This is a genomic window from Clostridium moniliforme (genome assembly GCF_017873235.1).
Classification (GTDB): domain Bacteria; phylum Bacillota; class Clostridia; order Clostridiales; family Clostridiaceae; genus Clostridium; species Clostridium moniliforme.
Genome location: NZ_JAGGJZ010000002.1, coordinates 55,578 through 81,573 on the forward strand (window position 1 = coordinate 55,578; position 25,996 = coordinate 81,573).

At 24.3% G+C, this 25,996-nt stretch carries 24 protein-coding genes and 1 riboswitch; of the genes, 21 read left to right on the forward strand and 3 right to left on the reverse strand.

What is annotated here, in order from left to right:
- Window positions 1-82 precede the first annotated feature (82 nt).
- The 21 genes from J2Z53_RS03620 (at window position 83) to J2Z53_RS03720 (ending at window position 22,543) form a co-directional block, all read left to right on the forward strand.
- Window positions 83-1,072 (forward strand): FUSC family protein, encoded by a 990-nt coding sequence (locus tag J2Z53_RS03620; protein WP_209795875.1) that lies wholly within the window; start codon window positions 83-85, stop codon window positions 1,070-1,072.
- 214 nt (window positions 1,073-1,286) lie between these two features.
- Window positions 1,287-2,204, forward strand: coding sequence for a L,D-transpeptidase family protein (locus tag J2Z53_RS03625; RefSeq protein ID WP_209795876.1), 918 nt, complete (start codon window positions 1,287-1,289; stop codon window positions 2,202-2,204).
- Window positions 2,205-2,396: 192 nt separating this feature from the next.
- Entirely contained in the window at window positions 2,397-3,545 is a 1,149-nt protein-coding gene (locus J2Z53_RS03630) for an SPFH domain-containing protein (RefSeq protein ID WP_209795877.1), read from the forward strand.
- A gap of 1 nt (window position 3,546) precedes the next feature.
- The gene (locus J2Z53_RS03635) at window positions 3,547-3,924 is read left to right on the forward strand and encodes a hypothetical protein (RefSeq protein WP_209795878.1); all 378 of its coding nucleotides are present in this window, start codon (window positions 3,547-3,549) and stop codon (window positions 3,922-3,924) included.
- 28 nt (window positions 3,925-3,952) lie between these two features.
- Window positions 3,953-4,345, forward strand: coding sequence for a TM2 domain-containing protein (locus tag J2Z53_RS03640; RefSeq protein WP_209795879.1), 393 nt, complete (start codon window positions 3,953-3,955; stop codon window positions 4,343-4,345).
- Between the two features lie 187 nt (window positions 4,346-4,532).
- A complete protein-coding gene (locus J2Z53_RS03645) occupies window positions 4,533-5,165 on the forward strand; it encodes a sugar transferase (RefSeq protein WP_209795880.1) in 633 nt (210 codons plus the stop codon).
- A gap of 213 nt (window positions 5,166-5,378) precedes the next feature.
- A complete protein-coding gene (locus J2Z53_RS03650) occupies window positions 5,379-6,248 on the forward strand; it encodes a LicD family protein (RefSeq protein WP_209795881.1) in 870 nt (289 codons plus the stop codon).
- 32 nt (window positions 6,249-6,280) lie between these two features.
- Complete coding sequence (locus J2Z53_RS03655) at window positions 6,281-7,678, forward strand: oligosaccharide flippase family protein (protein WP_209795882.1); 1,398 nt, start codon at window positions 6,281-6,283, stop codon at window positions 7,676-7,678.
- Window positions 7,679-7,692: 14 nt separating this feature from the next.
- Window positions 7,693-8,649, forward strand: coding sequence for an ATP-grasp domain-containing protein (locus J2Z53_RS03660; protein ID WP_209795883.1), 957 nt, complete (start codon window positions 7,693-7,695; stop codon window positions 8,647-8,649).
- A gap of 24 nt (window positions 8,650-8,673) precedes the next feature.
- Window positions 8,674-9,867 (forward strand): glycosyltransferase family 4 protein, encoded by a 1,194-nt coding sequence (locus J2Z53_RS03665; RefSeq protein ID WP_209795884.1) that lies wholly within the window; start codon window positions 8,674-8,676, stop codon window positions 9,865-9,867.
- A 12-nt stretch (window positions 9,868-9,879) separates the two neighbouring features.
- Entirely contained in the window at window positions 9,880-10,902 is a 1,023-nt protein-coding gene (locus J2Z53_RS03670) for a polysaccharide biosynthesis protein (RefSeq protein ID WP_209795885.1), read from the forward strand.
- Window positions 10,902-12,020: a polysaccharide biosynthesis C-terminal domain-containing protein gene (locus J2Z53_RS03675; protein WP_209795886.1), complete on the forward strand. Its 1,119-nt coding sequence runs from the start codon at window positions 10,902-10,904 to the stop codon at window positions 12,018-12,020. Before J2Z53_RS03670 ends, J2Z53_RS03675 begins: the two co-directional genes overlap by 1 nt.
- 9 nt (window positions 12,021-12,029) lie before the next feature.
- On the forward strand, window positions 12,030-13,154 hold the full coding sequence (locus J2Z53_RS03680; protein WP_209795887.1) for an EpsG family protein: 1,125 nt from the start codon (window positions 12,030-12,032) through the stop codon (window positions 13,152-13,154).
- A gap of 28 nt (window positions 13,155-13,182) precedes the next feature.
- Window positions 13,183-14,310 carry a non-hydrolyzing UDP-N-acetylglucosamine 2-epimerase gene (wecB, locus tag J2Z53_RS03685; RefSeq protein ID WP_209795888.1) on the forward strand — a complete coding sequence of 376 codons (1,128 nt, stop codon included), beginning with the start codon at window positions 13,183-13,185 and terminating at the stop codon, window positions 14,308-14,310.
- Window positions 14,307-15,359 (forward strand): glycosyltransferase, encoded by a 1,053-nt coding sequence (locus tag J2Z53_RS03690; RefSeq protein ID WP_209795889.1) that lies wholly within the window; start codon window positions 14,307-14,309, stop codon window positions 15,357-15,359. The genes wecB and J2Z53_RS03690 overlap by 4 nt, the downstream gene beginning before the upstream one ends.
- Window positions 15,360-15,516: 157 nt before the next feature.
- Window positions 15,517-16,221 (forward strand): YveK family protein, encoded by a 705-nt coding sequence (locus tag J2Z53_RS03695; RefSeq protein WP_209795890.1) that lies wholly within the window; start codon window positions 15,517-15,519, stop codon window positions 16,219-16,221.
- The gene (locus tag J2Z53_RS03700; protein WP_209795891.1) at window positions 16,221-16,871 is read left to right on the forward strand and encodes a CpsD/CapB family tyrosine-protein kinase; all 651 of its coding nucleotides are present in this window, start codon (window positions 16,221-16,223) and stop codon (window positions 16,869-16,871) included. The genes J2Z53_RS03695 and J2Z53_RS03700 overlap by 1 nt, the downstream gene beginning before the upstream one ends.
- A gap of 2 nt (window positions 16,872-16,873) precedes the next feature.
- Window positions 16,874-18,745, forward strand: a complete 1,872-nt coding sequence (locus J2Z53_RS03705) for a polysaccharide biosynthesis protein (protein ID WP_209795892.1) — start codon at window positions 16,874-16,876, stop codon at window positions 18,743-18,745.
- 25 nt (window positions 18,746-18,770) lie between these two features.
- The gene (locus J2Z53_RS03710) at window positions 18,771-19,907 is read left to right on the forward strand and encodes a DegT/DnrJ/EryC1/StrS family aminotransferase (RefSeq protein WP_209795893.1); all 1,137 of its coding nucleotides are present in this window, start codon (window positions 18,771-18,773) and stop codon (window positions 19,905-19,907) included.
- Window positions 19,908-20,007: 100 nt separating this feature from the next.
- A riboswitch (purine riboswitch) is annotated at window positions 20,008-20,108 on the forward strand.
- Between the two features lie 102 nt (window positions 20,109-20,210).
- The gene (locus J2Z53_RS03715; RefSeq protein ID WP_209795894.1) at window positions 20,211-21,638 is read left to right on the forward strand and encodes an NCS2 family permease; all 1,428 of its coding nucleotides are present in this window, start codon (window positions 20,211-20,213) and stop codon (window positions 21,636-21,638) included.
- Window positions 21,639-22,021: 383 nt separating this feature from the next.
- Complete coding sequence (locus J2Z53_RS03720) at window positions 22,022-22,543, forward strand: CpsB/CapC family capsule biosynthesis tyrosine phosphatase (protein ID WP_209795895.1); 522 nt, start codon at window positions 22,022-22,024, stop codon at window positions 22,541-22,543.
- Between the two features lie 79 nt (window positions 22,544-22,622).
- On the opposite strand, the gene J2Z53_RS03725 is transcribed toward J2Z53_RS03720, so the two are convergent.
- From J2Z53_RS03725 to brnQ, 3 genes are all read right to left on the reverse strand, one after another.
- Window positions 22,623-23,195, reverse strand: a complete 573-nt coding sequence (locus J2Z53_RS03725; protein WP_209795896.1) for a sigma-70 family RNA polymerase sigma factor — start codon at window positions 23,193-23,195, stop codon at window positions 22,623-22,625.
- A 408-nt stretch (window positions 23,196-23,603) separates the two neighbouring features.
- The gene (locus J2Z53_RS03730) at window positions 23,604-24,434 is read right to left on the reverse strand and encodes a Cof-type HAD-IIB family hydrolase (RefSeq protein ID WP_209795897.1); all 831 of its coding nucleotides are present in this window, start codon (window positions 24,432-24,434) and stop codon (window positions 23,604-23,606) included.
- 166 nt (window positions 24,435-24,600) lie between these two features.
- Window positions 24,601-25,869, reverse strand: a complete 1,269-nt coding sequence (gene brnQ, locus J2Z53_RS03735; protein WP_209795898.1) for a branched-chain amino acid transport system II carrier protein — start codon at window positions 25,867-25,869, stop codon at window positions 24,601-24,603.
- Window positions 25,870-25,996: the final 127 nt, after the last annotated feature.

A 25,996-nucleotide genomic window follows, 5' to 3' on the forward strand; every position in this document is an offset into this window, starting at 1 on the left:
AATTATACTTTTTTATATAGATAATAAAAATTTTGTGGTAATATATACTGTATTACATTAAAAAAGGAGAAGATGATGTTTTATGGATATTACAAAAAAGATAGACAGCAAAAAACTTATTGGAAACTTAATCATGATAATTGGAATAATAATATTTGTTTCATTATTTTCTAAAATATTTGGACCTGAAAACACTTTAGTTGGAGTAACAATAATTACTGCAATCCTTATGTTTAATGTTATGCATTTAAATTTAAAGTTTAAAGATGCAATTCTTGCAATAATTGTTGCTTTTACTGGAATGGGACTTACTTCATATTTAAGTATGATAAATCCATTTTTAGGAATACCTATTAATTTTATATCAGTACTTATTATGGCTTATATATTTTCAAATAAAATTGAAGAAAAGGCATATCTACCATTTCTTTTATGTTATGTTTTTCTTCAAGGAAACCCTGTAACATCAGAAAAATTAGAAATTAGGATATTAAGTCTTTTAATTGGAGGAATTCTTGTTGGAGTAATTTATTATTTTAGTCACAGAAAAATTTGTCATGATGATCATAGAAGCATAAGAGAAATGTTTTCAGCTAAAGATAAAGATCCTCTTCAAATCAATTTTGCTTTAAGAATGGCAATTGGATTAACTATATCTATGTTTATAGGTGGAATATTTGGTTTTGTTAAAGGAATGTGGATTAGTGCAACAGTTTTATCATTAACTCAACCTCATTATGATCAAACTAAAGAAAGAGTAGGGGAAAGAATACTTGGAACTATAGTAGGTGCTATATTATTTATAATATTATTTTATTTTGTAGTACCAAAATCAATGGATAGTATAGTTTTATTAGTATTAAGCTATATATATACATTTATTAAACCATATAAAATTCAAATGATATTTGTAACATTAAATGCTTTAGCAGCTGCAATGATACTGTTTGATGCATCTGTTTCTGTTCCAATGAGAATTGCATTTGTTTTAATTGGAGTTTTAATTGCAGTTGTTGTTAATAAGTTATTATATAGTAGATTTGAAAAATCAAACATTAAAATTGAAGATTAACTTACTTTAAAAGTTATTTTTAATATTATTAAAAAGCCTAAAAATATATTGAGTATATTTAGGCTTTTTTTCATACTTTTTTATTTAATATATGGTGTTATTATTTGTTATAAAAATCTATATTTTACAATAAACGTTTACTTAAAGTTTATATTCTGTTTTAAAAGATTTTTTATAATTTTAATGAGATATAAAAATAAAAGGGGACGATATTATGAACAAAAGAAAAAAGTTAATATGTATAATAACTTTAATTTTAGTAGTGATGATTTCAGCAGGAGGGTATTATTTTATAAATAGAAATAATGAAGCAAAAAATTTATCAGCTAATAAATCTAATTCTAGGCAGATAGATAAAAATACTTTAGCTATTAATAATAAAAAAGATAATTCAAATAAGAAGGAAAAAGATAATAAAGAAATTAAAAATAATAAAGATGAGAAAAAAGATAGTGTAAAGGATAATTCAAAGGATAAAAATAATAAAGAAAATAATAGTAAAAGTGAAAATAAAGCTACAGTTAAAAAAACAAGTTCAAATAATAGAAGCAAAGAAAGTTCAAAGAAAGTAGAAAATAATAGTTTTGTAAGCAACTTACCAGCAGCAAAAACTACTGATCAATTAATTGTAGTAAAATCTAGTGGAAGTAGTGCCACAATTGGTCTTTATACAAAGGAAAATGGTGGATGGACTAAGAATTTTTTAACTGATGGTTATGTTGGATATAGTGGAGTAGGTAGAAAAAGAGGAGAAGGTGATGGAATTACTCCAAGGGGAACTTATGGATTGCTTTTTGCTTTTGGTATAAATCCAAATCCAGGTACAAGCTTAGAATATAGGAGAGTTAAAAGTAGTGACTATTGGGTAGATGATCCACATTCAAGTCATTATAATGAATGGGTTGATGCTGATAGAACTAAAAAGGACTGGAAATCAGCAGAAAAATTAATTAAAGAAAATGTTGCATATAAATATGCTATAGCAATTGATTATGATGGTGGTAGAGGATCAGCAATATTTATACATTGTAACAAAAGAGGAGCAACAGCAGGATGTGTTGCAATGCCACAAAGTTATGTAATTAAACTTCTTAAAGAAGTTAGACCAGAATGTAAAATTGTAATATTATAAGTATTTTAATAATAATTTGAATAAATTCATATTAAAAAATAAACAAGAAAGCTAATTAAAAATAAATTAATTTTATTTTTTAGTCAGATTTTTTATAACATTAATATTTTGTAAATATAATTGTTAAATTGAGTCAAAAATGATAACATAAAAATGTTAAAATTTATAAAAATATAGAATAGAGGGATAAATATGCCTATTATAGATAGAGTTAAATTTGATGGTATTAATGATGGCAATTGGCTAGTATGTAAATATCCATCAGAAAAACTTTCTACTGCAACTAAGCTTATAGTTTCAGAGGGACAAGTTGCTGTATTTTTTAAAGGTGGACAAATTTTTGATGTTTTTGGTCCAGGAACATATACTTTAACTACAGAAAACATACCATTTTTAAGTGCTTTTATAAATTTACCTTATGGTGGGGAAACTCCATTTACAGCGGAGATATATTTTTTAAATGTTACATCAAAGTTAGATTTATATTGGGGGACAAAGGATCCAATTCAAATAGTTGATCCTAAATATAAAGTAAGATTAAAAGTTAGAGCCTTTGGTCAATTTGGATTTAAAATAAAGGATTATACAGTTTTCTTAAGAGAACTTATAGGAAGCATGGGACCTTATAAGGTATGTAATCCTCAAAATATATCAAACTTTTTTAAAGGTGCCTTAATAACTAAAGTTAAAAATATTATAGCAGCAGAAATAATAAAGAATAATATTTCTGCATTAGAAATTTCAGTTCATTTAGAAGAACTATCAAATTATGCTTTTAATAAAGTAAAAGAAGAATTTGGTAGATATGGAATAGATATAGTTAATTTCTTTATTGAATCAATTAATTTTCCAGAAGAAGATTTTGATATGATAAATAAAATATTAGTTGATAAAGCAGCTTTTGATATTATAGGAGAAGAAAGATATAACACAAAGAGAAGCTTTGATGTTTATGAAAAAGCAGCAGAAAATGATAATGGTGCAGCATCAACAGCAGCAAGTGTTGGAATAGGTTTAGGGCTTGCAAATAATATATCAAATGTTTCTATGAATACTGGAAGCTTAGGAAATATTGAAGGTGCAAAATATGAAAATGGAGTTAAATGTAATTCTTGTGGACATATAAATAAAGCTCAATCTAAGTTTTGTACAAAATGTGGTGAAAAACTTATACAAGAAAAAATATGTGAAAACTGTGGGGCTTCAAATGAAATTGATGCAAAATTTTGTTCAAGTTGTGGAAATAAATTAGTAAAAGAAGTAATTTGTCCAAGCTGCAAAAAGGAACTTTCAGAAGATGCAAGATTTTGTAATTTCTGTGGAGCAAGGGTAGGTGAATAATATGGCAAAGATAATGATTACTTTATATTCATTATTTTTGATATACATAGGTTATGAATATATAGATTGGAACACATTTACAATTTATGGTTTAGCTAAATTATTAATATTAATATTTATTTTTATGTCTCAACTTATTGTGCATAAAGATATTTATAAAAGATTTATAAAGGAAAAAATAGATTCAGCATATCATATTAGTTTAAAAACTATAACAGGAATCTATGGTATTTTAATGATAATTTATTTAATGTTTATACCAATATCTTTTGGCATAGATAACCTTACTATAATATTTGTAGTAACATTAATATATTTAACTATTTCTTTTTCTATAATACGTGCAGGAGAAGTGGCAGAAAGACAAAAAAACTTATAATTTAATAGTTTATTAGGAGGAATTAATTATGACAGCAAGAGTGTGTAGTCAATGTGGGGCAGCTTTAGAAGGAGATTCAAAGTTTTGTAAATATTGTGGAACAAATAATGGTATTAATGAAGAAGTTAATAACAATCAGACACAATATCAAAATCCTGTTTATTCTAATCCAATACACTCAACAGAACCAGTTGGAATTAAAGTCCCTGTTAAAAGTAAAGTAACAGCAGGATTATTAGCAATATTTTTAGGTGGATTTGGAATACATAAATTTTATTTAGGAAAAATATTTCAAGGGATTTTATATATATTATTTTGTTGGACATATATACCATCAATTATTTCATTTATAGAAGGAATTATTTATTTAACAAAGAGCGATGAAGCTTGGGCTGAAAAAGTAGGTTATAGATATAGATAATTTATTTATATTATTAAAAGTAGAAGAACTAATAAAAAGGTTCTTCTACTTTTTTACTTTAAAATATTTTAAATTTAAAGAATATATTCTTATTTTAAATAATATAAATAAAAAAGTGAATTATTAATTTACTTTAATGTAAATTAATAATAATTACAGTATAAAATTAATTTATAAAAGGTGAGTAATGTATAGAAAGTATTTTAAAAGATTATTTGATGTGATTTTTTCAGTTATTGCAATAATATTTCTTATTCCAATATATATTATTATTGGAATATTAGTAAAAATTAATTTAGGTTCTCCAATTATATTTAAACAAACTAGAGTAGGAAAAGATGAAAAGACATTTAATATATATAAATTTAGAAGTATGACTAATGAGAAAAATAAAAATGGAGAACTATTATCTAATGAGGAAAGGTTAAATAAATTTGGAATAATATTAAGATCAACTTCTTTAGATGAAATACCAGAACTTTTTAATATATTAAAGGGAGAAATGAGTATAGTTGGACCAAGGCCATTATTAGTAAAATATTTAGATTATTATAATGAAAGAGAAAGAAAGAGACACTCAGTTTTCCCAGGACTTACAGGATTAGCGCAAATAAATGGTAGAAATGCTATAGGATGGGAAGAGCGATTTAAATATGATATTGAATATTCTGAAAATGTAACTTTTATAAATGATTTAAAAATATTATTTTTAACTATAAAAAAAGTATTTTTTAGGGAAAATATTACAATGCCTAAAGGCAGAGAGTTTGATGATTTTGATGTATATAGAAAAGCTCAAATAAAAAATAATGATTTATAGAAAGTAATAAAATTTATAATTTTGATACTAATTTTCTTAAAAATTTTATAGTAAAAAGGTAGCATTTTAAAAGATGTTGCCTTTTTTAGGTTAAAATAGTTATTTATTATTTAAGATACTTCAAATTAAAGAATATATTCTTATTTTGAATAATATAAATAAAAAAGTAAAATAGTGATTTACTTAATTTTGTTTATATAAGGTGGGTAGCAAATGGAATATAGCCAAAATGAGCTAAGAGAAGTTCAAGTAATATTAGTGAATATGCTTAAAGATGTTGATAAAGTTTGTAGAGAAAATAATATAGATTACTGGCTAACTGCAGGTACTTTGCTAGGAGCAATAAGACATAAGGGATTTATTCCATGGGATGATGATATAGATATATCTATGATGAGAGAAGATTACAATAAATTCATGAAAATAGGTAAAGAGAAGTTAAATAACAAATATTTTATTCAGTCTATTTATAGTGACAAAAATTCTCAGAATCAATTTATGAAGGTAAGAGATAGAAATAGTATTTTAAAAATGAACAAAAGAGAAAAAGGGCACACAGGAATATTTATTGATATATTTCCTATGGACTCATTTACTAAAAATGATTCTAAAATATTTATAAAAAATAAATTAATGCTAAAAATTAGATTTTACTGGATGAAATATGCAAAAATAAAAAGACCTTTTTTTAAAAACATAAAAGGTAATTTTATAAAGATACTTGCTAGAATTTATTTTTCTATTAATAGAGATTATGACTATAAAAATATAAATGAAGAATTAAAAATGTATCTTTCAAATATGAAATATGATATAGAAAATGAAGATCATATAAGATATGGAATTGAATCAGTTCATAATTATATATATCATAGGGAAGATATTTTTCCACTTATTGATATTGAGTTTGAAGGATATAAATTTAGAGCTCCAAATAATTATGATAAATTTCTAAAAACATTTTTTGGTGACTATATGAAATTGCCAAAGGTAGAGGATAGGAAACCACATCATATAATGGAGTTAAAACTTAAATTAACAAAAGAAGAATATATTAAATTAAATAAAAATTATTTTAATTAGAAACATAGTTGAAATTTAAAGGAGATAACTTGATGAGCTTAAAAGGGAATATATTAAGAGTATTTTCAGCTAATTTCTTAAATATGATTTCAGGAATAGTAATAGCCTTTGTTATACCTATGGCTTTATCAGTAAATGAATATTCTAATTTAAAAACTTATACTTTTTATATTTCATATATAACTATTTTTACATTAGGTTTTCAAGAAGGAATGTATATAAAATATGGAGGTAAGAATTTTAAAGATTTAGATAAGAATTTACTTAAAACAGAACATTTAGCATATGTAATATTACAAGTTCTATTTGCAAGTCTATTTTTTATTGTTGGAATTTTAATTAATAACCAAATAATAATATTTATGGCAATAACAATTATTCCATTTAATATGGTTGGCTTTTTTAGAGCTAATTATCAAGCTATAGGGGAATTTAAAAGATACACTAAATTGATATATATACAAACTTTAACCTATTTAATATTAAATTTACTGTTAGTGTTTATTTTTAAAAGTAATAATTATGTATATTTTTGTTTAGCCACAATAGTTTCCAACATATTAGTTACTATATGTATTGAATTTAGTGTTTATAAAAATTTTAAGGGTATACGTTGTAAGTATGATAAAAGTATTTTAAAAAACTTTAAGGTAGGCTTTTTTATACTAATGGCTAATTTATCTGTAATGTTATTTTATGGATTAGATAGATGGTTTATAAAAATATTTTTTACAGTAGAGGACTTTGCATATTATTCTTTTGCTTTATCTATGCTTAATTTAATAAATGTTTTAGTAAATTCAATATCAGTAATTTTTTATAATTATATTTCAAAAAATGAAGTAGAAGAATCAATAAAAAAACTTAAAAATTATCTAATAATATTAGGGGGTTTTTCAAGCTTTTTATATTTTGGTTTTGCAGCAGTAGTTAATTTAATTATAAAAAAGTATATACCATCATTAAGTATAATATCAATTTCATTCTCAGCATATCCTTATATGATAGTTATAAATGCTCTATTTGTTAATTTGTACAAGGCTAGAAAGGATGAAAAAAAGTATTTAAAGGTTGTTACAGGTATGCTTATAATTTCATTTATATATAATTTTTTAGCTGTAATTATATCAGATAATCCTATTTTAATAGCTGTTGCTACAACTTTAGGATTTATTACTTGGTACTTATATTCAGCAAAAGATTTTAAATATTTAGCTCCTAATAAAAATGAAATAATGTTTTTAGGAATAAATTTAATAGTATTTTTAATTACATCACATTTAAAAAATTGGATTATGGGAGGATTTATATATTTATTAGTAATAATAATGACTGTATATTTTTTCTTTAATGATGAATTTAATGAAGTGGCTTATATTATTAAATTAAAAGATAAGTTAAAAGAAAATGAATTAAATAAAATAAATTAATATTGGGGGTATATATGAATCTTTTAATAACTAGTTCTGGAAGAAGAACACAATTAATAAAGTATTTTAAAAATGAATTTAAAAGTTTTGGAAATATAGTTGTTACAGATTGTGATGAATTAGCACCAACATTGTATTTAGCTGATAAGTATTATGTAACTGAAAAAATAACTAGCAAAAATTATATAAAGAAATTATTAGAAATATGCAAAAAAGAAAAAATAGATGGAATATTATCATTAATAGATCCAGAACTAAGTTTATTATCAAAAAACAAGAAAGCTTTTGATGAAATAGGGGTTAAGATAATTGGCTCAGATTATGATGTAACAGAACTTTGTTTTGATAAATATAAATTTTATAAGTTTTTAAAAGATAATGAATTTAAATGCGCTAAAACCTATAAATCTTTAAGTAAATTTAAAGAAGATTATAGTGATAAAAAGATAGATTTTCCGGTTTTTGTAAAGCCTAGAAAAGGAAGTGCTAGCTTAGGAATAAATAAAGTCAATGATATGAAGTATTTAGAATTACTATACAAATTATATAAAGATACTATAATTCAAGAATTTATAGATGGGGAAGAATATGGAGTAGATTGTTATGTTGATTTAATATCTAATGAAGTAATTTCTATTTTCATAAAGAAAAAAATAAAAATGAGATCAGGAGAAACTGACAAGGCAGTTTCTATAAAGGATAAAGTTTTATTTGAGAAAATTTCTAAACTAGCAAAAATACTTAATTTAAAGGGCGTTTTTGACATAGATGTTTTTAAAACAGATAAGGGATGGATAATATCCGAGATAAACCCAAGGTTTGGAGGTGGATATCCCTTAGCTTATGAATGTAATGAAAATTATCCTAAATTTATATTTAATAATATAAAAGGAGAAAAAAATAAATCTAGAATTGGAGAATATGAAGAAAATAAATATATGATAAAACATGATTTTGTATTAATAAAGTAAAGTTTAAATTAAAAGGATGGAAATATGAATATTTTATACTTAACAATTTCTAATTTAAATTTAAAAGAAAGAGGTTTGTATCAAGATTTAATAAATGGATTAAAAGAAAAAGGGCATAATATGACTCTTGTTATGGCAAATGAAGCAAGAGTGCTAAAAAAAACTATTTTTTCAAGAGAGGATAATATTGATGTTCTTAGAATCAAAGTCGGAAACCTCTTTGGAGCTAATTTTATAAAGAAGGGAATTAATAATATTTTAATAGAAAAAAAGTTTAAAAAAGGAATTAAAAATTATTTAAAATATAAGAAATTTGACTTAATACTTTATGCAACTCCACCAGTAACTTTTGCAAATGTAATTGAATATTTAAAAAAACAATATAATTGTAAAACTTATTTAATGCTAAAGGATATATTTCCACAAAATGCAGTTGATATTGGATTATTTAAAGATAAAGGAATTATTCATAAGTTCTTTAGAAAAAAAGAAAAGAAATTATATAAATTATCAGATTTTATAGGATGTATGTCTAAAAAGAATATAGAGTATTTACTTAAAAATAATAAAGAAATAAATGAAAAGAAGGTTGAACTATTTCCAAATACAATAAACATTTCAAATTTGGAAGAAAATATTCCTTTAGGATATAGAAAAAAATATGGAGTTAAAGATGATTGCATACTATATGTTTTTGGAGGCAACTTAGGTAAACCTCAAGGATTATCATTTTTAATGAATGGCATAAAGAGCATGGAAAACTATAATAAAGCTTATTTTTTTATAGTTGGTGATGGAAGTGAAAAGGAAGATGTTAAAAATTTTGCAAACAAAACAAAAAATATTACTTTTATAGATGTATTACCAAAGGAAGAATATGAAAGCTTAATAAAAGAATGTGATGTTGGGATTTTATCTCTTGATTATAGATTTACAATACCTAATTATCCATCTAGAACATTATCTTATATGGATAAGGGAATGCCTATACTTGCTTGTACAGATAAAAATACAGATATTAAAGATTTAATTGAGAAAGAAGCAAAATGTGGTAAGTGGTGTTATTCAAATGATATTGATAATTTTAAAGAATGTATAGAATATTTTTATATAAATAAAGAGCATTTGAAAGATATAGGATTAAATGGACGTATATTTTTAGAAGAAAATTTTAACGTAAAAAAATCTATATCTATATTAGAAAATCATTTTAATTAAGGAGAAAAATATATGTTTGGTGGTAAAACTTTATTAATAACTGGAGGAACTGGTTCCTTTGGAAATGCAGTATTAGAAAGATTTTTAGATACAGATATAAAAGAGATAAGAATTTTTTCAAGGGATGAAAAAAAACAAGACGATATGAGAAAAAAATATAAAAATGATAAAATAAAGTTTTTTATTGGAGATGTAAGAAGTTCTCAGAGTATAAAAAATGCAATATATAATGTAGATTATGTATTCCATGCCGCCGCACTAAAGCAAGTACCATCTTGTGAATTCTTCCCTATGGAAGCTGTAAAAACAAATATAATAGGAACTGAAAATTTACTTACAGAAGCTATTTTAGAAGGGGTAAAAAAAGTAGTGTGTCTTTCAACTGATAAGGCAGCATATCCAGTAAATGCAATGGGAACATCTAAGGCAATGATGGAAAAAATATTTATAGCTAAATCCAAAACAGTACAAAAAAACAAAACATTAATATGTGGTACAAGATATGGAAATGTTATGTGTTCAAGAGGATCAGTTATTCCTTTATTTATAGAACAAATAAAAAGTGGACAGCCGCTTACAGTTACAGATCCTAATATGACAAGGTACATTATGAGTTTAGAAGAGGCTGTTGAACTTGTTATGTTTGCTTTTAAAAATGCAGAGCCAGGAGATATAATGGTTCAAAAATCTCCAGCATGTACAGTAGGAGTGTTAGCTAAAGCATTAAAAGAATTATTTAATGTAGATAATGAAATAAAGGTTATTGGAATAAGACATGGTGAAAAAATGTATGAAACATTATTAACTAAAGAGGAAGCTGCTAATGCAATAGATATGGAAAGTTTTTATAGAATTCCAGCTGATAAGAGAGATTTAAATTATGATAAATATTTTAATAAAGGTGATAGAAAAATAGGTCTAGTTTCTGAATATAACTCTGATAATACAAATATTCTTAATGTTCATGAAGTAAAGAAAAAATTACTTACTTTAAATTATATAAAAAAAGAATTGGAAGATTGGAGGAATAAATAATGAAAATTCTTGTTACAGGGGCAAAAGGGTTTATTGGGAAAAATCTCATTGCCACTTTAAGAGAATTTAATAAGAAGAAATATAAATATGAAATTTTAGAAATTGATAAAGATAATTCAAAGGAAGAATTGACTACATGCGTTTTAGATTCAGATTTCATTATTCATTTAGCTGGAATTAATAGGCCTAAAAGCGAAGATGAATTTATAGAAGGAAATGTTAATTTAACAGAGTGTATAGTAAATATTTTAAAGAAGAACAATAAAAACACTAAAATAGTTGTAGCTTCTTCAATACAAGCAAAATTGGATAATCCTTATGGAAAAAGTAAAAGAATGGCTGAAGAAGTTTTAATAAAATATAGCATGGAAACTGGAGCTAAAATATTTATATTTAGACTTCCTAACGTATTTGGAAAGTGGTGCAAGCCTAATTATAATTCAGCAATAGCTACCTTTTGTAACAATATAGCTAAGGGTGAGAGTATATGGATATCTGATCCTAATAAAAAAATGACACTTGTATATATAGATGATGTTGTAAGAAATATTATAAATGTTATTGAAGATAAAAATTCTATTAGTGGATATTTAAATGTTGATGTTGAATATAATTCTAATCTTTTAGATATAGTTAATTTAATAAAATCATTTAAAGAAAGTAGAAAAAACTTAATGATTCCTAATATGAAAGATGAGTTTACTAAAAAGTTATATAGCACTTATCTTAGTTATATTCCAAAAGAAAAATTTTCTTATCCTTTGAAAATGAATATAGATAATAGAGGATCATTTACTGAATTTTTAAAAACAGAGGATAGAGGACAAATATCAGTAAATATATCTAAGTTTGGAATAACAAAGGGGAATCATTGGCATCATAGTAAAAATGAAAAATTTTTAGTTGTTTCTGGAGAAGGAATAATCAAATTTAGAAAGTTTGATAGTGAAGAAATTATAGAATACAGGGTTTCAGGTAAAAAATTAGAAGTTATAGATATTCCAGTTGGATATACCCATAACATAATAAATACAGGAAAAAGTGACTTGGTAACTATTATGTGGGCAAATGAAATATTTGATAAAGATAAGCCTGATACTTATTTTTTGGAGGTATAGAATAAATTTATGATATTTTTAGCTATATTGATTGTTATTGGGTATATAGCTTTTTTTAGTACAATTTACAAGAAAAATAATAAAATAATTTATTTTATATTTGCATCTATTTTTATTATTTTAAGTATGTTTAGGTATGGAATTGGTACTGATTATATTGCGTATTTAAATTATTACAAGAATAACTCTGTAGGAGTAATTAATAGTATAAGATTTGATAATCATATGGATATAGGATATAGAATTTTAATGGGAATAAGTAAGAAACTTGGAATAAGTTTTGAAGGTTTTATAATGATTATTTCATTTATAATGATAGCTTTAGTAAGTTATATAATAATTAATAATTCAAAAAATAGAATTTTATCTTTATTTGTATTTTATTCTGTATATTATCAAATATACATTAATAGTGCAATAAGACAAGGAATAGCATTAAGTATCTTTATTTATGCATTTTATAAATATTTAAAAAATGGAAACAATAAAAAATATATTATTTCAATAATATTTGCTGCCTTATTTCACAAATCTATTTTAATAACTTTAATTATAGTTTTGATTAATAGAAAAATAGAATTTTTATTTCAAAAAACAAAATTAAATATATTTTTTTTATTTATAGCTATAGCTATATTTTTATTTAAGGGTGAGAGATTATTTGTAACTTTATTTAATATAGGTTATAAGACACAAGAAGTAAATATATTAGCAATTTTATTAAGGGTAATAATATTAATGTTTATCATATACCTTTATATAAATTCTGAAGAGAATAGTGTGGGAAATTTTGAAAAGCTTCAAATATACTTAATTTATATAGGATTAATTATATATTTTATTTTTTGCAGAATTAATATTATGTCTAGACTAACAGAGTATTTTTCTATAATTGAAGTAATACTTATACCAAATTTATTAACTTATTTAAAAGGAATAAATTTATCTAAAAGAATTATTTGTGTAGCTTTTTATATTGTTATTTGTAGCAGTATATATATAAAAGATACAAAAAGCTTTTTAGAACAAGGATCATATTTTAGTAAAAATATTTTAGATTATAAATATATAAGTATATTTAATAAAGATGAAATATACCTATATAGAAATATGAATATTAATATGGATATATAATGTTTAAGAAAATAGGGGTAATTTATTTATGAGAAGTTTAAAATTAATGACTATAGTTGGAACTAGACCAGAGATAATAAGACTTTCGGAAACTATAAAAAAATGTGATGAATATTTTGAGCATATATTAGTTCATACAGGACAAAATTGGGATTATACATTAAATGATATATTTTTTAAAGAATTAGAACTTAGAGAACCAGATTACTATTTAGGAGTTGTAGGTAATAATTTAGGAGAAACTATGGGTAATATTATAACAGCAAGTTATAATATTTTAACTAAAGAAAAACCAGATGCATTATTAATACTCGGAGATACCAATAGTTGTTTAAGTGCAATTGCAGCTAAAAGACTTAAAATACCAGTATTTCATATGGAAGCTGGAAATAGATGCTTTGATCAAAATGTTCCAGAAGAAATAAATAGAAAAATAGTTGATGTAACAAGTGATGTTAATATGGCTTATACAGAACATGCAAGAAGATATCTTTTATCAGAAGGAATGAGAAAAGAGTATACATTTGTTACAGGTTCACCACTTACAGAAGTATTTAAAAGATATATGAATAAAATTGATGAAAGTGATGTGCTTGAAAAACTTAATCTTGAAAAAGGAAAGTTTATATTAGTTAGTGCACATAGAGAAGAAAATATAGATAATGATGAAAATTTTAAAAATTTAACTGATGCATTAAATACCATTGCTAAAACTTATAATATGCCTGTAATATATTCAACACATCCAAGAAGTTGGAAAAGGATAGAAGAAAAAGGCATTAAGTTTCATGAAAATATAAGAAAATTAAAGCCATTTGGATTTTATGATTATAATAAACTGCAAAAAGAATCTTTTTGTGTTCTCTCAGATTCAGGGTCTCTTGCAGAAGAATCAAATATTATAGGATTTCCAGCAGTATCAATAAGGACAAGTACAGAAAGACCTGAGGCTATTGATAAAGGATCTTTTATATTAGGTGGAATAAATTCTAACAGTATAATTCAATCCATTGAAGTTATAACAAAAGAAAGGAGTAGTAATGAAGAAATAGTTAAAGTTAATGATTATAGTGATTTTAATGTATCCACTAAAGTCGTAAATATTATTCAAGGATACACTCCAATAATAAATAAGTTTTTATGGAGAAAGCAATGAGAATTTTAGTAAATGATATAGCAGCAAGTACTGGTGGGGCATTGACAATATTAAAGGAATTTTACGAGTATGTAAAAGAAAATGATATAGAAAATGAATGGATCTTTTTAATTGGTGATGACTATTTAAAAGATACAGAAAAAATAAAAGTAATAGTTAGAAAAGATATTAAAAAATCTTGGCTAAAAAGACTGAAATTTGACTATATATCAGGAAGAAAGTTAATAAATAATCTTAAGGTAGATAGAGTTATATCTCTTCAAAATACAGCAATATTTGGATTAAAAATCCCTCAAATATTATATATACATCAATCTATACCTTTCCAAAAATCTAAAAAATTTTCATTTTTCAAATCAAAAGAAAGAATCCTAGCTATTTATCAATATATAATAGGATGGTTTATAAAAAAATCTATTTGTGTATCAGATAAGGTTATAGTTCAAACTAAATGGATGAAAAAAGAAATAGAAAAGTATTCAAATTTAGATAAAACAAAGGTAGTAACTATATTACCAGATATTAAAATAAAAGATATTAATGATAGTAAAATTAAAATAAAAGATAATTTATTTTTTTATCCAGCATCAAATGAAATATATAAAAATCATAATTGTATATTTAATGCATGTAAAATATTAAATGATAAAGGAATAAATAATTTTAAAGTAATTCTTACTATAAATCCCGAGGAATTAGATAGAAATTCGAGTAACATATATGCTATGGGAAATTTAAATATAAATAATGTATATGATATATATAAGAAAAGCATATTAATATTTCCATCTTATATAGAAACTGTAGGACTTCCATTACTTGAAAGTAGAAAAGTGGGAACCATAATACTAGCCTCAGATTGTGAGTTTTCAAAGGAAGTATTATATGGATATAAAAATGTATGCTATTTTGATCCATTTAATCCTATGGAATTAGCATATCTTATGGAAAGCTTTATAAAAGAAAAGAAACCATTAGTGCTAGAAAGAGAAGAATTAATAATAAAAAATTCTGGTTGGAAAATGTGTTTAAAAGAAATAATAGAATAAAATTAGAATATTTATAAGTTAGAAATATAGTTTCTAACTTATTTTTTATGAAAATTTATTTAAATAAAATTAAAAGTAATTAATCAATTAAAGTTTGAATAAATATTATATATCCATATAGAATAATTTAATTAAAAGGGGGGGAGAAAGAATTATAGTGAGTGAAGAAAATATAAATATAAGAAAAATTATTTCTATCTTGAAGAAAAAAATAAAATTAATTATTGGAATTACAGCATTAATTACAGTAGTTACAGCATTAATTAGTTTTTTTGTAATAACACCTAAATATGAAGTAAAAACTAAACTGTTTATTGGAAAAGAAGGAAGCTTAAGTGAAGAATATAATAGTAGTGATGTAGAAATGTACAAAAGACTTTTAACTACATATGCAGAAATTATGAAATCAGAAGATTTAATTAATGAGGCATTAAATTCAGAAAAAATATATGTAGAAGATAAAAATGTATATAAAAATTTAAAGGTTATTCCAAGAGAGGATACTCAAATAATTGAAGTATCATATATAGATGAGGACAAATATACAGCATTTAAATTTGCAAATGGATTAGTTGATAAATTTACTGAACAATCAAAAAAGTTAATTCCTATGGGAAATATTCAAGTTATACAAAAGGCAAAAATACCAACTAACCAAGTAAGCCCTAACAAGATAATGAATATATCCATAGCATTTATTTTAGGAATAATGATTAGTATTGGATTAGTACTTATATTAGACTTTATGGACAATACTATAAAAACAAAGGAAGATATTATAGGTATTGCAATATTAGGAGATATACCAAACTTAAAAAATTGTGTAAGTAAAACAAAAAATAAAAAGAGAGGGAATAAATAATGATTATATTAGATAAAAATTTAAATTTGCAAGTAGCTGAAGATTATAGAGCATTAAGAAGTAATATTAAATATTCTTCTTTTGATAATAAAATTAAGAAAATACTAGTAACCAGTTCAGAACCTGGAGAAGGAAAATCAATTACAGTTGGAAATCTTGCTTTAGTTTTTGCAGAAGACAAAAAGAAAACATTAATAATAGATTGTGACTTAAGAAAACCTAGTATATATAAAAAATTTAACATATCAAATACTATAGGCCTTTCTGATGTAATTATGAATATGGGAAATTTGGAAAATGCTATTATAAAATATTCTGAATATCTAGATATTCTTCCTTCAGGAAAGATACCTCCAAATCCATCAGAAATGATTGGATCAATGACTATGGACATGCTTTTAGAAAAACTTTCAGAAATATATGACTTAATTATAATAGATAGTCCTCCAATACTTGCAGTTACAGATGCTCAAATTATATCTACTAAAGTTGATGGTACATTAATAGTTGTTAGGTCAGGAAAAACAAAAATAGAAACATTAAATTTAGCAAAATCCACATTAAATAAAGTTAATGCAAAAATTTTAGGTGCTGTTTTGAATGGAAGAGATAAAAGCAGAGAAAGTTATTATGATTATTATGGAGAATAGATATGAGTTTATTAAATAAATTTAAATTACCAATTTTATTTTTTGTAGATTTTATATCGATAAACTTAGCATATTTTTTTAGCTTTCATTTAAGATTTGATTTGAATATACCTAATATATATTTAGACAAATACCTAAAAGTCATTTTAATATTGTTCTTATTATATTTTATACCATTATATTTTTTAAATATGTATAAAAGCATATGGAGTAGTGCTGGAATTGATGAATTTATTAAAGGGGGTACTGCTTGTTTAATTGGCGGAAGTTTAAACTTAATTTATAATTTAGTATTTTATAAAGGTATGCCTAATTCAGTAATAATAATTAGCTCGATTTTAATATTTATTTTAATTATGGGAACTAGATTATCTTATAGAATAATTACTAGATTATCTTTATATAAAAAAATAAAAAACTATAAAAATAAGAAAAAAACATTAATTATAGGTGCTGGATATTGTGGGCAGATGGTTATAGAAGAGATATTTAATAATGAAGAAAGAAATATGTTGCCTGTAGCAATTATAGATGATGATAAAAAAAAGCTCGGAAAAATCTTAAGGGGAATAAAAGTAATTGGAAATAGAAATGATATAAAAAGTATTGTAGATAAAGAAAATATAGAAGTTATCTTAATTGCTATTTTTAAAATATCAGCTAAAGATAAAAAAGAAATTATAGAAATATGTAGTGAAACAAAGGCAAAGGTTAAAATATTACCTGGAATTTATGAAAATATTCAAGGACAAGTTAATATTAACAAAATGAGAGATGTAGATTTTAAAGATTTACTTGGTAGAGAAGAAATAACTTTAGATAAAAGTGGAGTGGAAAAGTATATAAAAGATAAAATAGTTTTAGTTACAGGAGGAGGTGGATCTATTGGTTCAGAACTTTGCAGGCAGATAGCTAAGTTTTCACCTAAATCACTTATTATTTTAGATATATATGAAAATAATGTATATAATTTGCAAAATGAACTAACTAGAAATTTTAAAGAATTAAATAAAGAAATAATTATAGCTTCAGTAAGAGATAAAATTAGGATGGAAAAGATATTTAAGAAATATAAACCTGATGTAGTATTTCATGCAGCAGCACATAAACATGTTCCTTTAATGGAAGGAAATCCAGAAGAAGCTATAAAAAATAATGTTATTGGTACATTAAATACTTGTGAAGTTTCTAGTAAATATGGAGTAAGTAGATTTGTACTTATATCTACAGATAAAGCAGTAAATCCAACTAATATAATGGGAGCAACTAAAAGACTTTGTGAAATGATAGTTCAAGGTATGAATAATTCAAGTAAAACAGAATTTGTTGCTGTTAGATTTGGAAATGTTCTTGGTAGTAATGGATCAGTTATTCCACTTTTTAAAGAGCAGATAAAATCTGGAGGCCCTGTTACTATAACTCATAAGGATATAACAAGATATTTTATGTTAATTCCTGAGGCTGCACAACTTGTACTTCAAGCTGGAGCTTATGCAAAAGGTGGAGAAATATTTGTTCTTGATATGGGAAGTCCAGTTAAAATATATGATTTAGCAAAAAAACTTATTAAACTTTCTGGATTTGAACCTAATAAAGATATTTATATAGAAGAGATTGGATTAAGACCTGGAGAAAAATTATATGAGGAACTTCTTATGAAGGAGGAAGGGTTAAAAGCTACAAAAAATAAAAGTATATTTATAGGAAAACCTTCAAAATTTAATATTAATGATATAAAGAAGAATATAGAAGATTTACTAACTATTACTTTAAATGAAGATAATAGAGCTTTAAGGATGAAGATGAAAGAAATAGTACCAACATATGTGGAAATACCTAAAGATACAGATAGAGTTTTATCAAAAATAATGTAGTTTATATATTTATGGAGGAGGGCATATGGGATATAAGAAAATATTTCTTTCATCACCACATATGGGGGGAGACGAAGAAAAATTTATTAAAGAGGCTTTTAATTCTAATTGGATTGCACCACTTGGACCTAATGTAAATAATTTTGAAGAAGAGGTTTCAAAATATTTAGGAATAAAGTGTGGAGCTGCCTTAATTTCTGGAACAGCTGCTATTCATATGGCACTTAAAGCTATTGGAATAAAAAGAGGAGATAGAATTTTATGTTCTACCCTTACTTTTTCTGCAAGTTGTAATCCTATTATATATGAAGGAGGAGAACCAATATTTATAGATTCTGAAAAAGAATCTTGGAATATGTGTCCTTATGCCCTTGAAAAAGCTTTTTTAGAATGTGAAAGGGAAGGAAAACTTCCTAAAGCTGTAATTGTAGTTCATCTTTATGGACAATCAGCTAATATGGAGAAGATACTTGAGTTATGCAATAAATATAATTGCAAAATAATAGAGGATGCAGCAGAAAGTTTAGGAGCGACTTATAAAGGTATACAAACAGGTACTTTAGGGGATTTTGGTGTGTTTTCTTTTAATGGAAATAAAATAATAACAACATCTGGTGGAGGAATGATTGTTTCTAATAATAAAGAAAAAATTGAAAAAATTAAATTTTGGAGTACACAGGCTAGGGAAAAGGAAAGGCATTATGAGCATAGGGAGTTAGGTTTTAATTATAGAATGAGTAATATTGTTGCAGGAATTGGGAGAGGACAACTTAAAGTTTTAAATGAAAGAATTAAAAAGAAAAAAGAAATTTTTGAAACTTATAAAGAAGGATTTAAAGATATTTCTGATATTAAAATGATGCCTATAAAGGATTATGGAAATCCGAATTATTGGCTAAGTTGTATAACTTTATCTAGAGAATCAAAGGTTAAACCAATAGATATAATTTTAGCTCTTGAAAGGGAAAATATAGAGGCAAGACCAATATGGAAACCAATGCACATGCAACCTTTATATAATAAGTATAAGTTTTTTACAAAGGGTAAGAAATCTATAGCAGAGGATGTTTTTAATAGGGGAGTATGTTTACCATCAGATACAAAAAATACTGATGAAGATATGATAAGAATTATAGAAATTATAAAAAAGTTATTTATATAATAAATATAAAAAATAAAGTAAATATTATTAAAAATTTATAAATATACTAAAATTAAATAAAAATAAATTGACAATATTCGTGTATAGTGATAACATTCAACTGTAAAAAGAATAGTTCATCCGTATAATCCTAAAAATAAGGTTTAGGAGTATCTACCAGAGCACCATAAATCTCTGACTATGGGTGAATCCTAAAGTTGCAATTTAAAAGATTCTATTTTGGATTTACTCATAAATCCAAAATAGAATCTTTTTATTTTTTAGACAATTAAATTATTTAACCTAAAGGAGAGGAAATAACATATGAAGAAAGAGGAAAATAAAAAAGAAAAATCATTTTTAGATTCATTTTTTAAACTTACAGAAAATAAAACAACAGTAAAAACAGAAATTATAGCAGGAATAACAACTTTTATAACAATGGCTTATATAATATTTGTTAATCCATCAATTCTTATGCAAGCTGGAATGAATTCAAAAGGTTTAATGGGAGAGGCTGCAATTCATTCAGGGCTTTCAGCAATTAATGACCCAGTTATAGCTTCAGTTTTTGGAGCCACTTGTATAGCAGCAGCTATAGGAACATTTATAATGGCTCTTTATGCAAATTTACCATTTGCTCAAGCACCAGGAATGGGATTAAATGCTTTCTTTACATATAGTGTATGTTTAACTTTAGGATATACATGGCAACAAGCTTTAGCAGCAGTATTTATTTCAGGATTATTATTTATAATAATTACATTAACATCTATAAGAGAAAAAATTGTTGATGCTCTTCCTAGTAATTTAAAACTTGCAATATCAGGTGGAATAGGTCTTTTTATTGCTCTTATAGGATTTAAAAGTGGTGGAATAATTGTATCAAATCCAGCTACATTAGTTAGTTTTGGGGACTTTACAAATCCACATACAATCCTAACTCTTATAGGAATTGTTATAACAGCTATAATGATGGCTAGAGGAGTTAAGGGTTCAATACTTATAGGAATAGTTGTTACAACAATAATTGGTATTCCACTTGGAGTAACTAACTTAACAGGAATACATGTTATAAGTGCACCACCATCACTTGCACCAACTTTATTTGCTTTTGATTTTAAAGGATTATTAGGTCTTGGAAAGGCTGGAATAGTTGGAGCGTTTTCAAGTTTATTTATGGTAGTTATTACTTTTAGCTTAGTTGATTTATTTGATACAATAGGCACATTAGTAGGAACAGCTCAAAAAGCAAAGATGGTAGATAAAAATGGAAGAGTTAAAAATATGCATAAAGCATTATTATCAGATGCTGTTGCAACAACAGTAGGTTCAGCACTTGGAACAAGTACTGTAGTAACTTATGTAGAATCTACAGCAGGAGTTTCAGAAGGAGGAAGAACAGGACTTACTTCTTTAACAACAGGAATTTTATTTATTTTAGCTTTATTCTTTGGTGGACTTGTTGGAGTAGTTCCAGCAGAAGCTACAGCACCAGCACTTGTAATAGTTGGAGTTCTTATGATTGGTGGAATAACAAAAATAGATTTTAGTGACTTTACAGAGGCACTTCCAGCATTTTTTACAATAGCAATTATGCCCTTTAGTTACAGTATAGCAAATGGAATAGCAGCAGGAATAATATTTTATCCAATAGTAAAGATAGTTACAGGAAAGTATAAAGAAGTACATCCAATAGTATATATATTAGCTTTATTATTTATATTAAGATTTACAGTACTGCCACAATAAAAATTAATAGTATTTAAATTTAAAAATAAAATTAATTTTTTTGTAATTTTAAATAAGGTTTTATAGGAGTAAAATATTATTAGAATAAAAAAGTCCTTAAATACAAAAACTTATTAAGAGTATTTTGTTAGGAGGAGATTTTATTGGCTAAAAAAGATCAGCAATCTTCATGGAATAGTAAAAGATTTAAAAGTCCAAAGAAAAATGATTTACCAGAAGTTCCAGAAATACAAGGAAAAGAAAAAACAAAAAATTAAATAATAAAAAAGGGATAAGATTTAATTATCCCTTTTTATTTATAAAATAAATAGAAATTTTATAAATAAAATTATCAATAAATACTAACTAATTGTATACTAGGGATATTTGTAGGAGGATTTGCAATGAAAAGAACAATAAAATTTAAAGATATAGATATAAAAAGTATCTATAATCCTGATAATATTCAATTTAATGATAAAAATATAAACTTAGATATGTACAAGCTATTGGATTTAGAGGAAGATTATTTGCCTAGTATCTTTAAGAAGATATATGACATTCAATTAGATGGATATATACCAATTATTCTTTATCCAGAAAAACTAAAGAATATATTAAATGATGTAAATAATATAAATGATTTTATTGATGCTAATTGTTTATTTATATTAGATGCTAAAAGTTTAGAAGGATATTATGGAAGTAAGGTTAGAAAGGTTTCTAAAATTATTCTAAAAAATAGAATATATAATTTTATAAATAAAAATAGAGTTACTGAAGACAAAATAAGAAAAGTAATAGATAAATATGAAGGTTGTAGTGAAGTTATAGAAGAAAGTTTTAGAAATTTAATTAATGGTGATTTAGTTGAGTTTTTAGGTAAAAGGATAAATGTTAGAAAGAAAATATTAGGTGTATTTTAATATAATAAAATAGATATTAAATTATATTAAAATAAAAGGCATGGATAGAATTATATATCTTCCAATGCCTTTTTAATATTTAAATCGTTAATAAAATTTTTTTTAGCTTTTTTGCTAATTTACTTTTTTTATATAAACAAGTTGAATATTTTATTTTATAAATTTCAGAATATCTTTTTAAGGGACATTTAATTCCGCTATACATTAAAAATTTAAATAGTCTTTTTTCTTCATAATTTAATATATTTAATGCCTTATAAATTCTATCGTTTTCATAGTTGTTTATAAATATATCTTCAACAGTTAATTTATCTTCAATTAAATCTATAATTTCAGAACCTTCTTCAGTTTGTAGATTTAAGCTTGAAGCTTTATTATTAATATTATTTTGTCTACAAAGATAAGCAAAGTTATTGTAAATTGCAAATTTTACGTAGGCTGAAAAGGAAGGGCTTTTTTCAATATCAAATGTATTAATAGCCTTAAGTATAGACATAATACCATATTGCATAAGATCTTCATTATCATAACAATCTATAAAAGAATATTTTTTTATTTGCTTTTTTATAATAGGAGAATATTTATTAATTAATTTTTCCTTTGCTTCAAGATTATTTTCTTTAGCTAATTTTATTAAATTTACGTCACACATATTATGTCCCCCCTTTTATTAAAATGATACTAAAATAAATAAGTTATATTTAATATATATGCATATATTGGAATTTACTAGAAAGAAAATAGAACGTATGTTCTATTTAATCTTAAAAAATATGCTTAGTAACTTTATATTTAAAATTACCAAGCTCATACAAAGATTATATTTACTTAGTTTATAATACTTCTCATTTTTCAATAAATATTGTTATCAAATATATATTGTATAAAATTGACAAATACAAATTTAGTATACCATTTAAAGTTTTAAATGTAAATAAAATACATAAGAAAATGATTTAGTAATAATAAAAAAAGCCCAATACAAAATAATATTTATTTGTATTAGACTTTTAAAATTTTTAATATGTAGTTTTTTATAGTTAAATATAATTTTATAAAACTAAAGTGCAAATTTCTTTATTGCTTTAGCTACTCCAGAATTTACATTAGTATCAGTTATATATTTTGCTTCTTTTTTTAGTAAGTCCATACCGTTACCCATAGCAACGCTAACACCAGCATATTGGATCATAGATAAATCATTTTCACTATCTCCAATACACATAACTTCATCTTTTGAAATTCCTAAAATTTCTGCAAGTTTACTTACAGCGGTACCTTTTGAAGTTCCTTTTTTCATAATTTCAAAGTTATTTAATCCAGAACTTACAACTTCATATTTATTAAGATTTATAAATTTATTTTTAGCTTCAATTATTTCATTTCTATATTTTTCAGAACGATCAACTGCAATAAATTTTAATATATCATTTTTATATTCCTTTAAAACATCTGTTAAGTCATCAGTTATTCTAAATATAATTTTATCTTTTTCACTAACTAATTCATTTGTAATTGAATAAGCATGATTTTTTTCTATTTCACTTGAAGAAATAGTTGTATTATATGTATTAAAATATGAATCAAATTTATATTCTTTTGTTATGTTATATATTTCTAAACATTCTTCCAATGAAAAAGTACTTTCATATATAACCTTAGAAGAATTTTTTTCTTTTATATAAGCTCCGTTTGATGAGATTATTGGAGCGTTAATTCCTATTAAATCAGAATAATATTTTGCAGATGCAAAAAGTCTTCCAGTTGTTATAGCAACAACTATTCCTTTTTTTATAGCTTCAAGTAAAGCTTCTTTATTCTCCTTTGATATATTGTGGTTATTATCTAATAATGTACCATCCATATCTATACAAATTAATTTTATAGCCATATTATAGCCTCCTTTATTATTTGCATTTGTACCCTAATATGTTTATGAAAATTCTATCATTATTAATAAATAATGTAAAGTTTATGAATTACAAGGGTATTATTTTATATAAAAAATAAAAAGACTAAAATATTTTTGTATTTTAGTCTTTTCTTAATAAATTTAATTACATTTCAGATGTAGCTAAACATTTATTTCTAAAAATAATATAACCTATAACTATTGCTATTAAAGTAGGAATTAACCAAGCAAAACCTGAACTTGCAAGAGGAATAAAGCTTAGATTAATTCCAGGTACTTGTCCAAGTATTCCAAATATTAGAGAAGTATAAACACCAAGTCTTACAGCATTAAGATTAGTTATTATATTATCTAATAAAGTAGTTACTATAAGAGTTATTGCAACAGGATATAAAATATTTAAAATAGGACCTGAAATTTTTATTATATTATCAACGCCAAGGCATCCTATTACTATACTTATTATTGAAATAATAACTGCATTAACTTTATAAGGAAGTTTTCCTTTAGATACTTCTTCAAAGAATGAAGAACCAGCTGTTATTAGTCCAATTGAAGTAGTAAGACATGCAAGTCCCATTGCTATTCCAATTATTATTGTTCCAATACTTCCAAGAATATTTTTAGATATTAATAGAAGTAAACCTGTTTTTGTAACTTCTCCTGAAGTTAAAGCTATAGTTTGAGCTCCTATAAAAGTTAAACCTCCATATACAAATGCTAGTCCAATTGCAGCAACAACACCAGCTTTAATAGTCATTGGAACTAAATCTTTATTTTTATAACCTTTTGCTAATATATTACCAGATACTATAGCTGCAAAAAGTAATGCGGCAAGAGCATCCATTGTTTGATATCCTTCAAGTAAAGAATGAGGTAGTACTGAAGTAGCACCTGTTGAAGTAATATTACCAATTGGGAAAATAATTCCTTTTACAATTATTATTGCTAATAAAATAAGTAAGCATGGAGTTAAAAATTTACCAATTGTATCTATAATACTTGATTTTCTAAAAACAAAGAATAAGTTTATTCCAAAATATATAAACATCCAAACAAGAGGTGATATACCAGGTATTATAGGATGAATAGTTAACTCGTAAGTAGTTGCAGCAGTTCTAGGAATTCCAAGCATTGGTCCAATTGCTACAAATAAAAGTGTTGCAAAAATTACTGCAAATTTTGGACTGATTTTTGAAGCCATTGTTTCAAAAGTTCCATCTCCTTTTGTGCAAGCTATTATTGCAAGTAGAGGAACTCCAACTCCTGTTAATGTAAAACCAATTATTGCAAAAATATATTGACTTCCAACCATATTTCCTAAATAAGGAGGGAAGATTAAATTACCTGCTCCAAAAAACATTGCAAATAAAGCAAAGCCTATTACTAAAAAATCTTTTGTTTTTTTACTCATAATTTCAATCCTTTCTTATATTAATATAGTTAAAATATTAAACTATAATTAAATCAAATATATTATCAATATCATATACAATTTCTTATAAATTAATAATTAAAATTAATATATCAACTATAATATC

Bases quoted from the DNA above. Each gene is read 5' to 3' on its own strand.
- J2Z53_RS03620 (WP_209795875.1), top strand. From the start codon at position 83: ATGGATATTACAAAAAAGATAGACAGCAAAAAACTTATTGGAAACTTA.
- J2Z53_RS03625 (WP_209795876.1), top strand. From the start codon at position 1,287: ATGAACAAAAGAAAAAAGTTAATATGTATAATAACTTTAATTTTAGTA.
- J2Z53_RS03630 (WP_209795877.1), top strand. From the start codon at position 2,397: ATGCCTATTATAGATAGAGTTAAATTTGATGGTATTAATGATGGCAAT.
- J2Z53_RS03635 (WP_209795878.1), top strand. From the start codon at position 3,547: ATGGCAAAGATAATGATTACTTTATATTCATTATTTTTGATATACATA.
- J2Z53_RS03640 (WP_209795879.1), top strand. From the start codon at position 3,953: ATGACAGCAAGAGTGTGTAGTCAATGTGGGGCAGCTTTAGAAGGAGAT.
- J2Z53_RS03645 (WP_209795880.1), top strand. From the start codon at position 4,533: ATGTATAGAAAGTATTTTAAAAGATTATTTGATGTGATTTTTTCAGTT.
- J2Z53_RS03650 (WP_209795881.1), top strand. From the start codon at position 5,379: ATGGAATATAGCCAAAATGAGCTAAGAGAAGTTCAAGTAATATTAGTG.
- J2Z53_RS03655 (WP_209795882.1), top strand. From the start codon at position 6,281: ATGAGCTTAAAAGGGAATATATTAAGAGTATTTTCAGCTAATTTCTTA.
- J2Z53_RS03660 (WP_209795883.1), top strand. From the start codon at position 7,693: ATGAATCTTTTAATAACTAGTTCTGGAAGAAGAACACAATTAATAAAG.
- J2Z53_RS03665 (WP_209795884.1), top strand. From the start codon at position 8,674: ATGAATATTTTATACTTAACAATTTCTAATTTAAATTTAAAAGAAAGA.
- J2Z53_RS03670 (WP_209795885.1), top strand. From the start codon at position 9,880: ATGTTTGGTGGTAAAACTTTATTAATAACTGGAGGAACTGGTTCCTTT.
- J2Z53_RS03675 (WP_209795886.1), top strand. From the start codon at position 10,902: ATGAAAATTCTTGTTACAGGGGCAAAAGGGTTTATTGGGAAAAATCTC.
- J2Z53_RS03680 (WP_209795887.1), top strand. From the start codon at position 12,030: ATGATATTTTTAGCTATATTGATTGTTATTGGGTATATAGCTTTTTTT.
- wecB (WP_209795888.1), top strand. From the start codon at position 13,183: ATGAGAAGTTTAAAATTAATGACTATAGTTGGAACTAGACCAGAGATA.
- J2Z53_RS03690 (WP_209795889.1), top strand. From the start codon at position 14,307: ATGAGAATTTTAGTAAATGATATAGCAGCAAGTACTGGTGGGGCATTG.
- J2Z53_RS03700 (WP_209795891.1), top strand. From the start codon at position 16,221: ATGATTATATTAGATAAAAATTTAAATTTGCAAGTAGCTGAAGATTAT.
- J2Z53_RS03705 (WP_209795892.1), top strand. From the start codon at position 16,874: ATGAGTTTATTAAATAAATTTAAATTACCAATTTTATTTTTTGTAGAT.
- J2Z53_RS03710 (WP_209795893.1), top strand. From the start codon at position 18,771: ATGGGATATAAGAAAATATTTCTTTCATCACCACATATGGGGGGAGAC.
- J2Z53_RS03715 (WP_209795894.1), top strand. From the start codon at position 20,211: ATGAAGAAAGAGGAAAATAAAAAAGAAAAATCATTTTTAGATTCATTT.
- J2Z53_RS03720 (WP_209795895.1), top strand. From the start codon at position 22,022: ATGAAAAGAACAATAAAATTTAAAGATATAGATATAAAAAGTATCTAT.
- J2Z53_RS03725 (WP_209795896.1), bottom strand. From the start codon at position 23,195: ATGTGTGACGTAAATTTAATAAAATTAGCTAAAGAAAATAATCTTGAA.
- J2Z53_RS03730 (WP_209795897.1), bottom strand. From the start codon at position 24,434: ATGGCTATAAAATTAATTTGTATAGATATGGATGGTACATTATTAGAT.
- brnQ (WP_209795898.1), bottom strand. From the start codon at position 25,869: ATGAGTAAAAAAACAAAAGATTTTTTAGTAATAGGCTTTGCTTTATTT.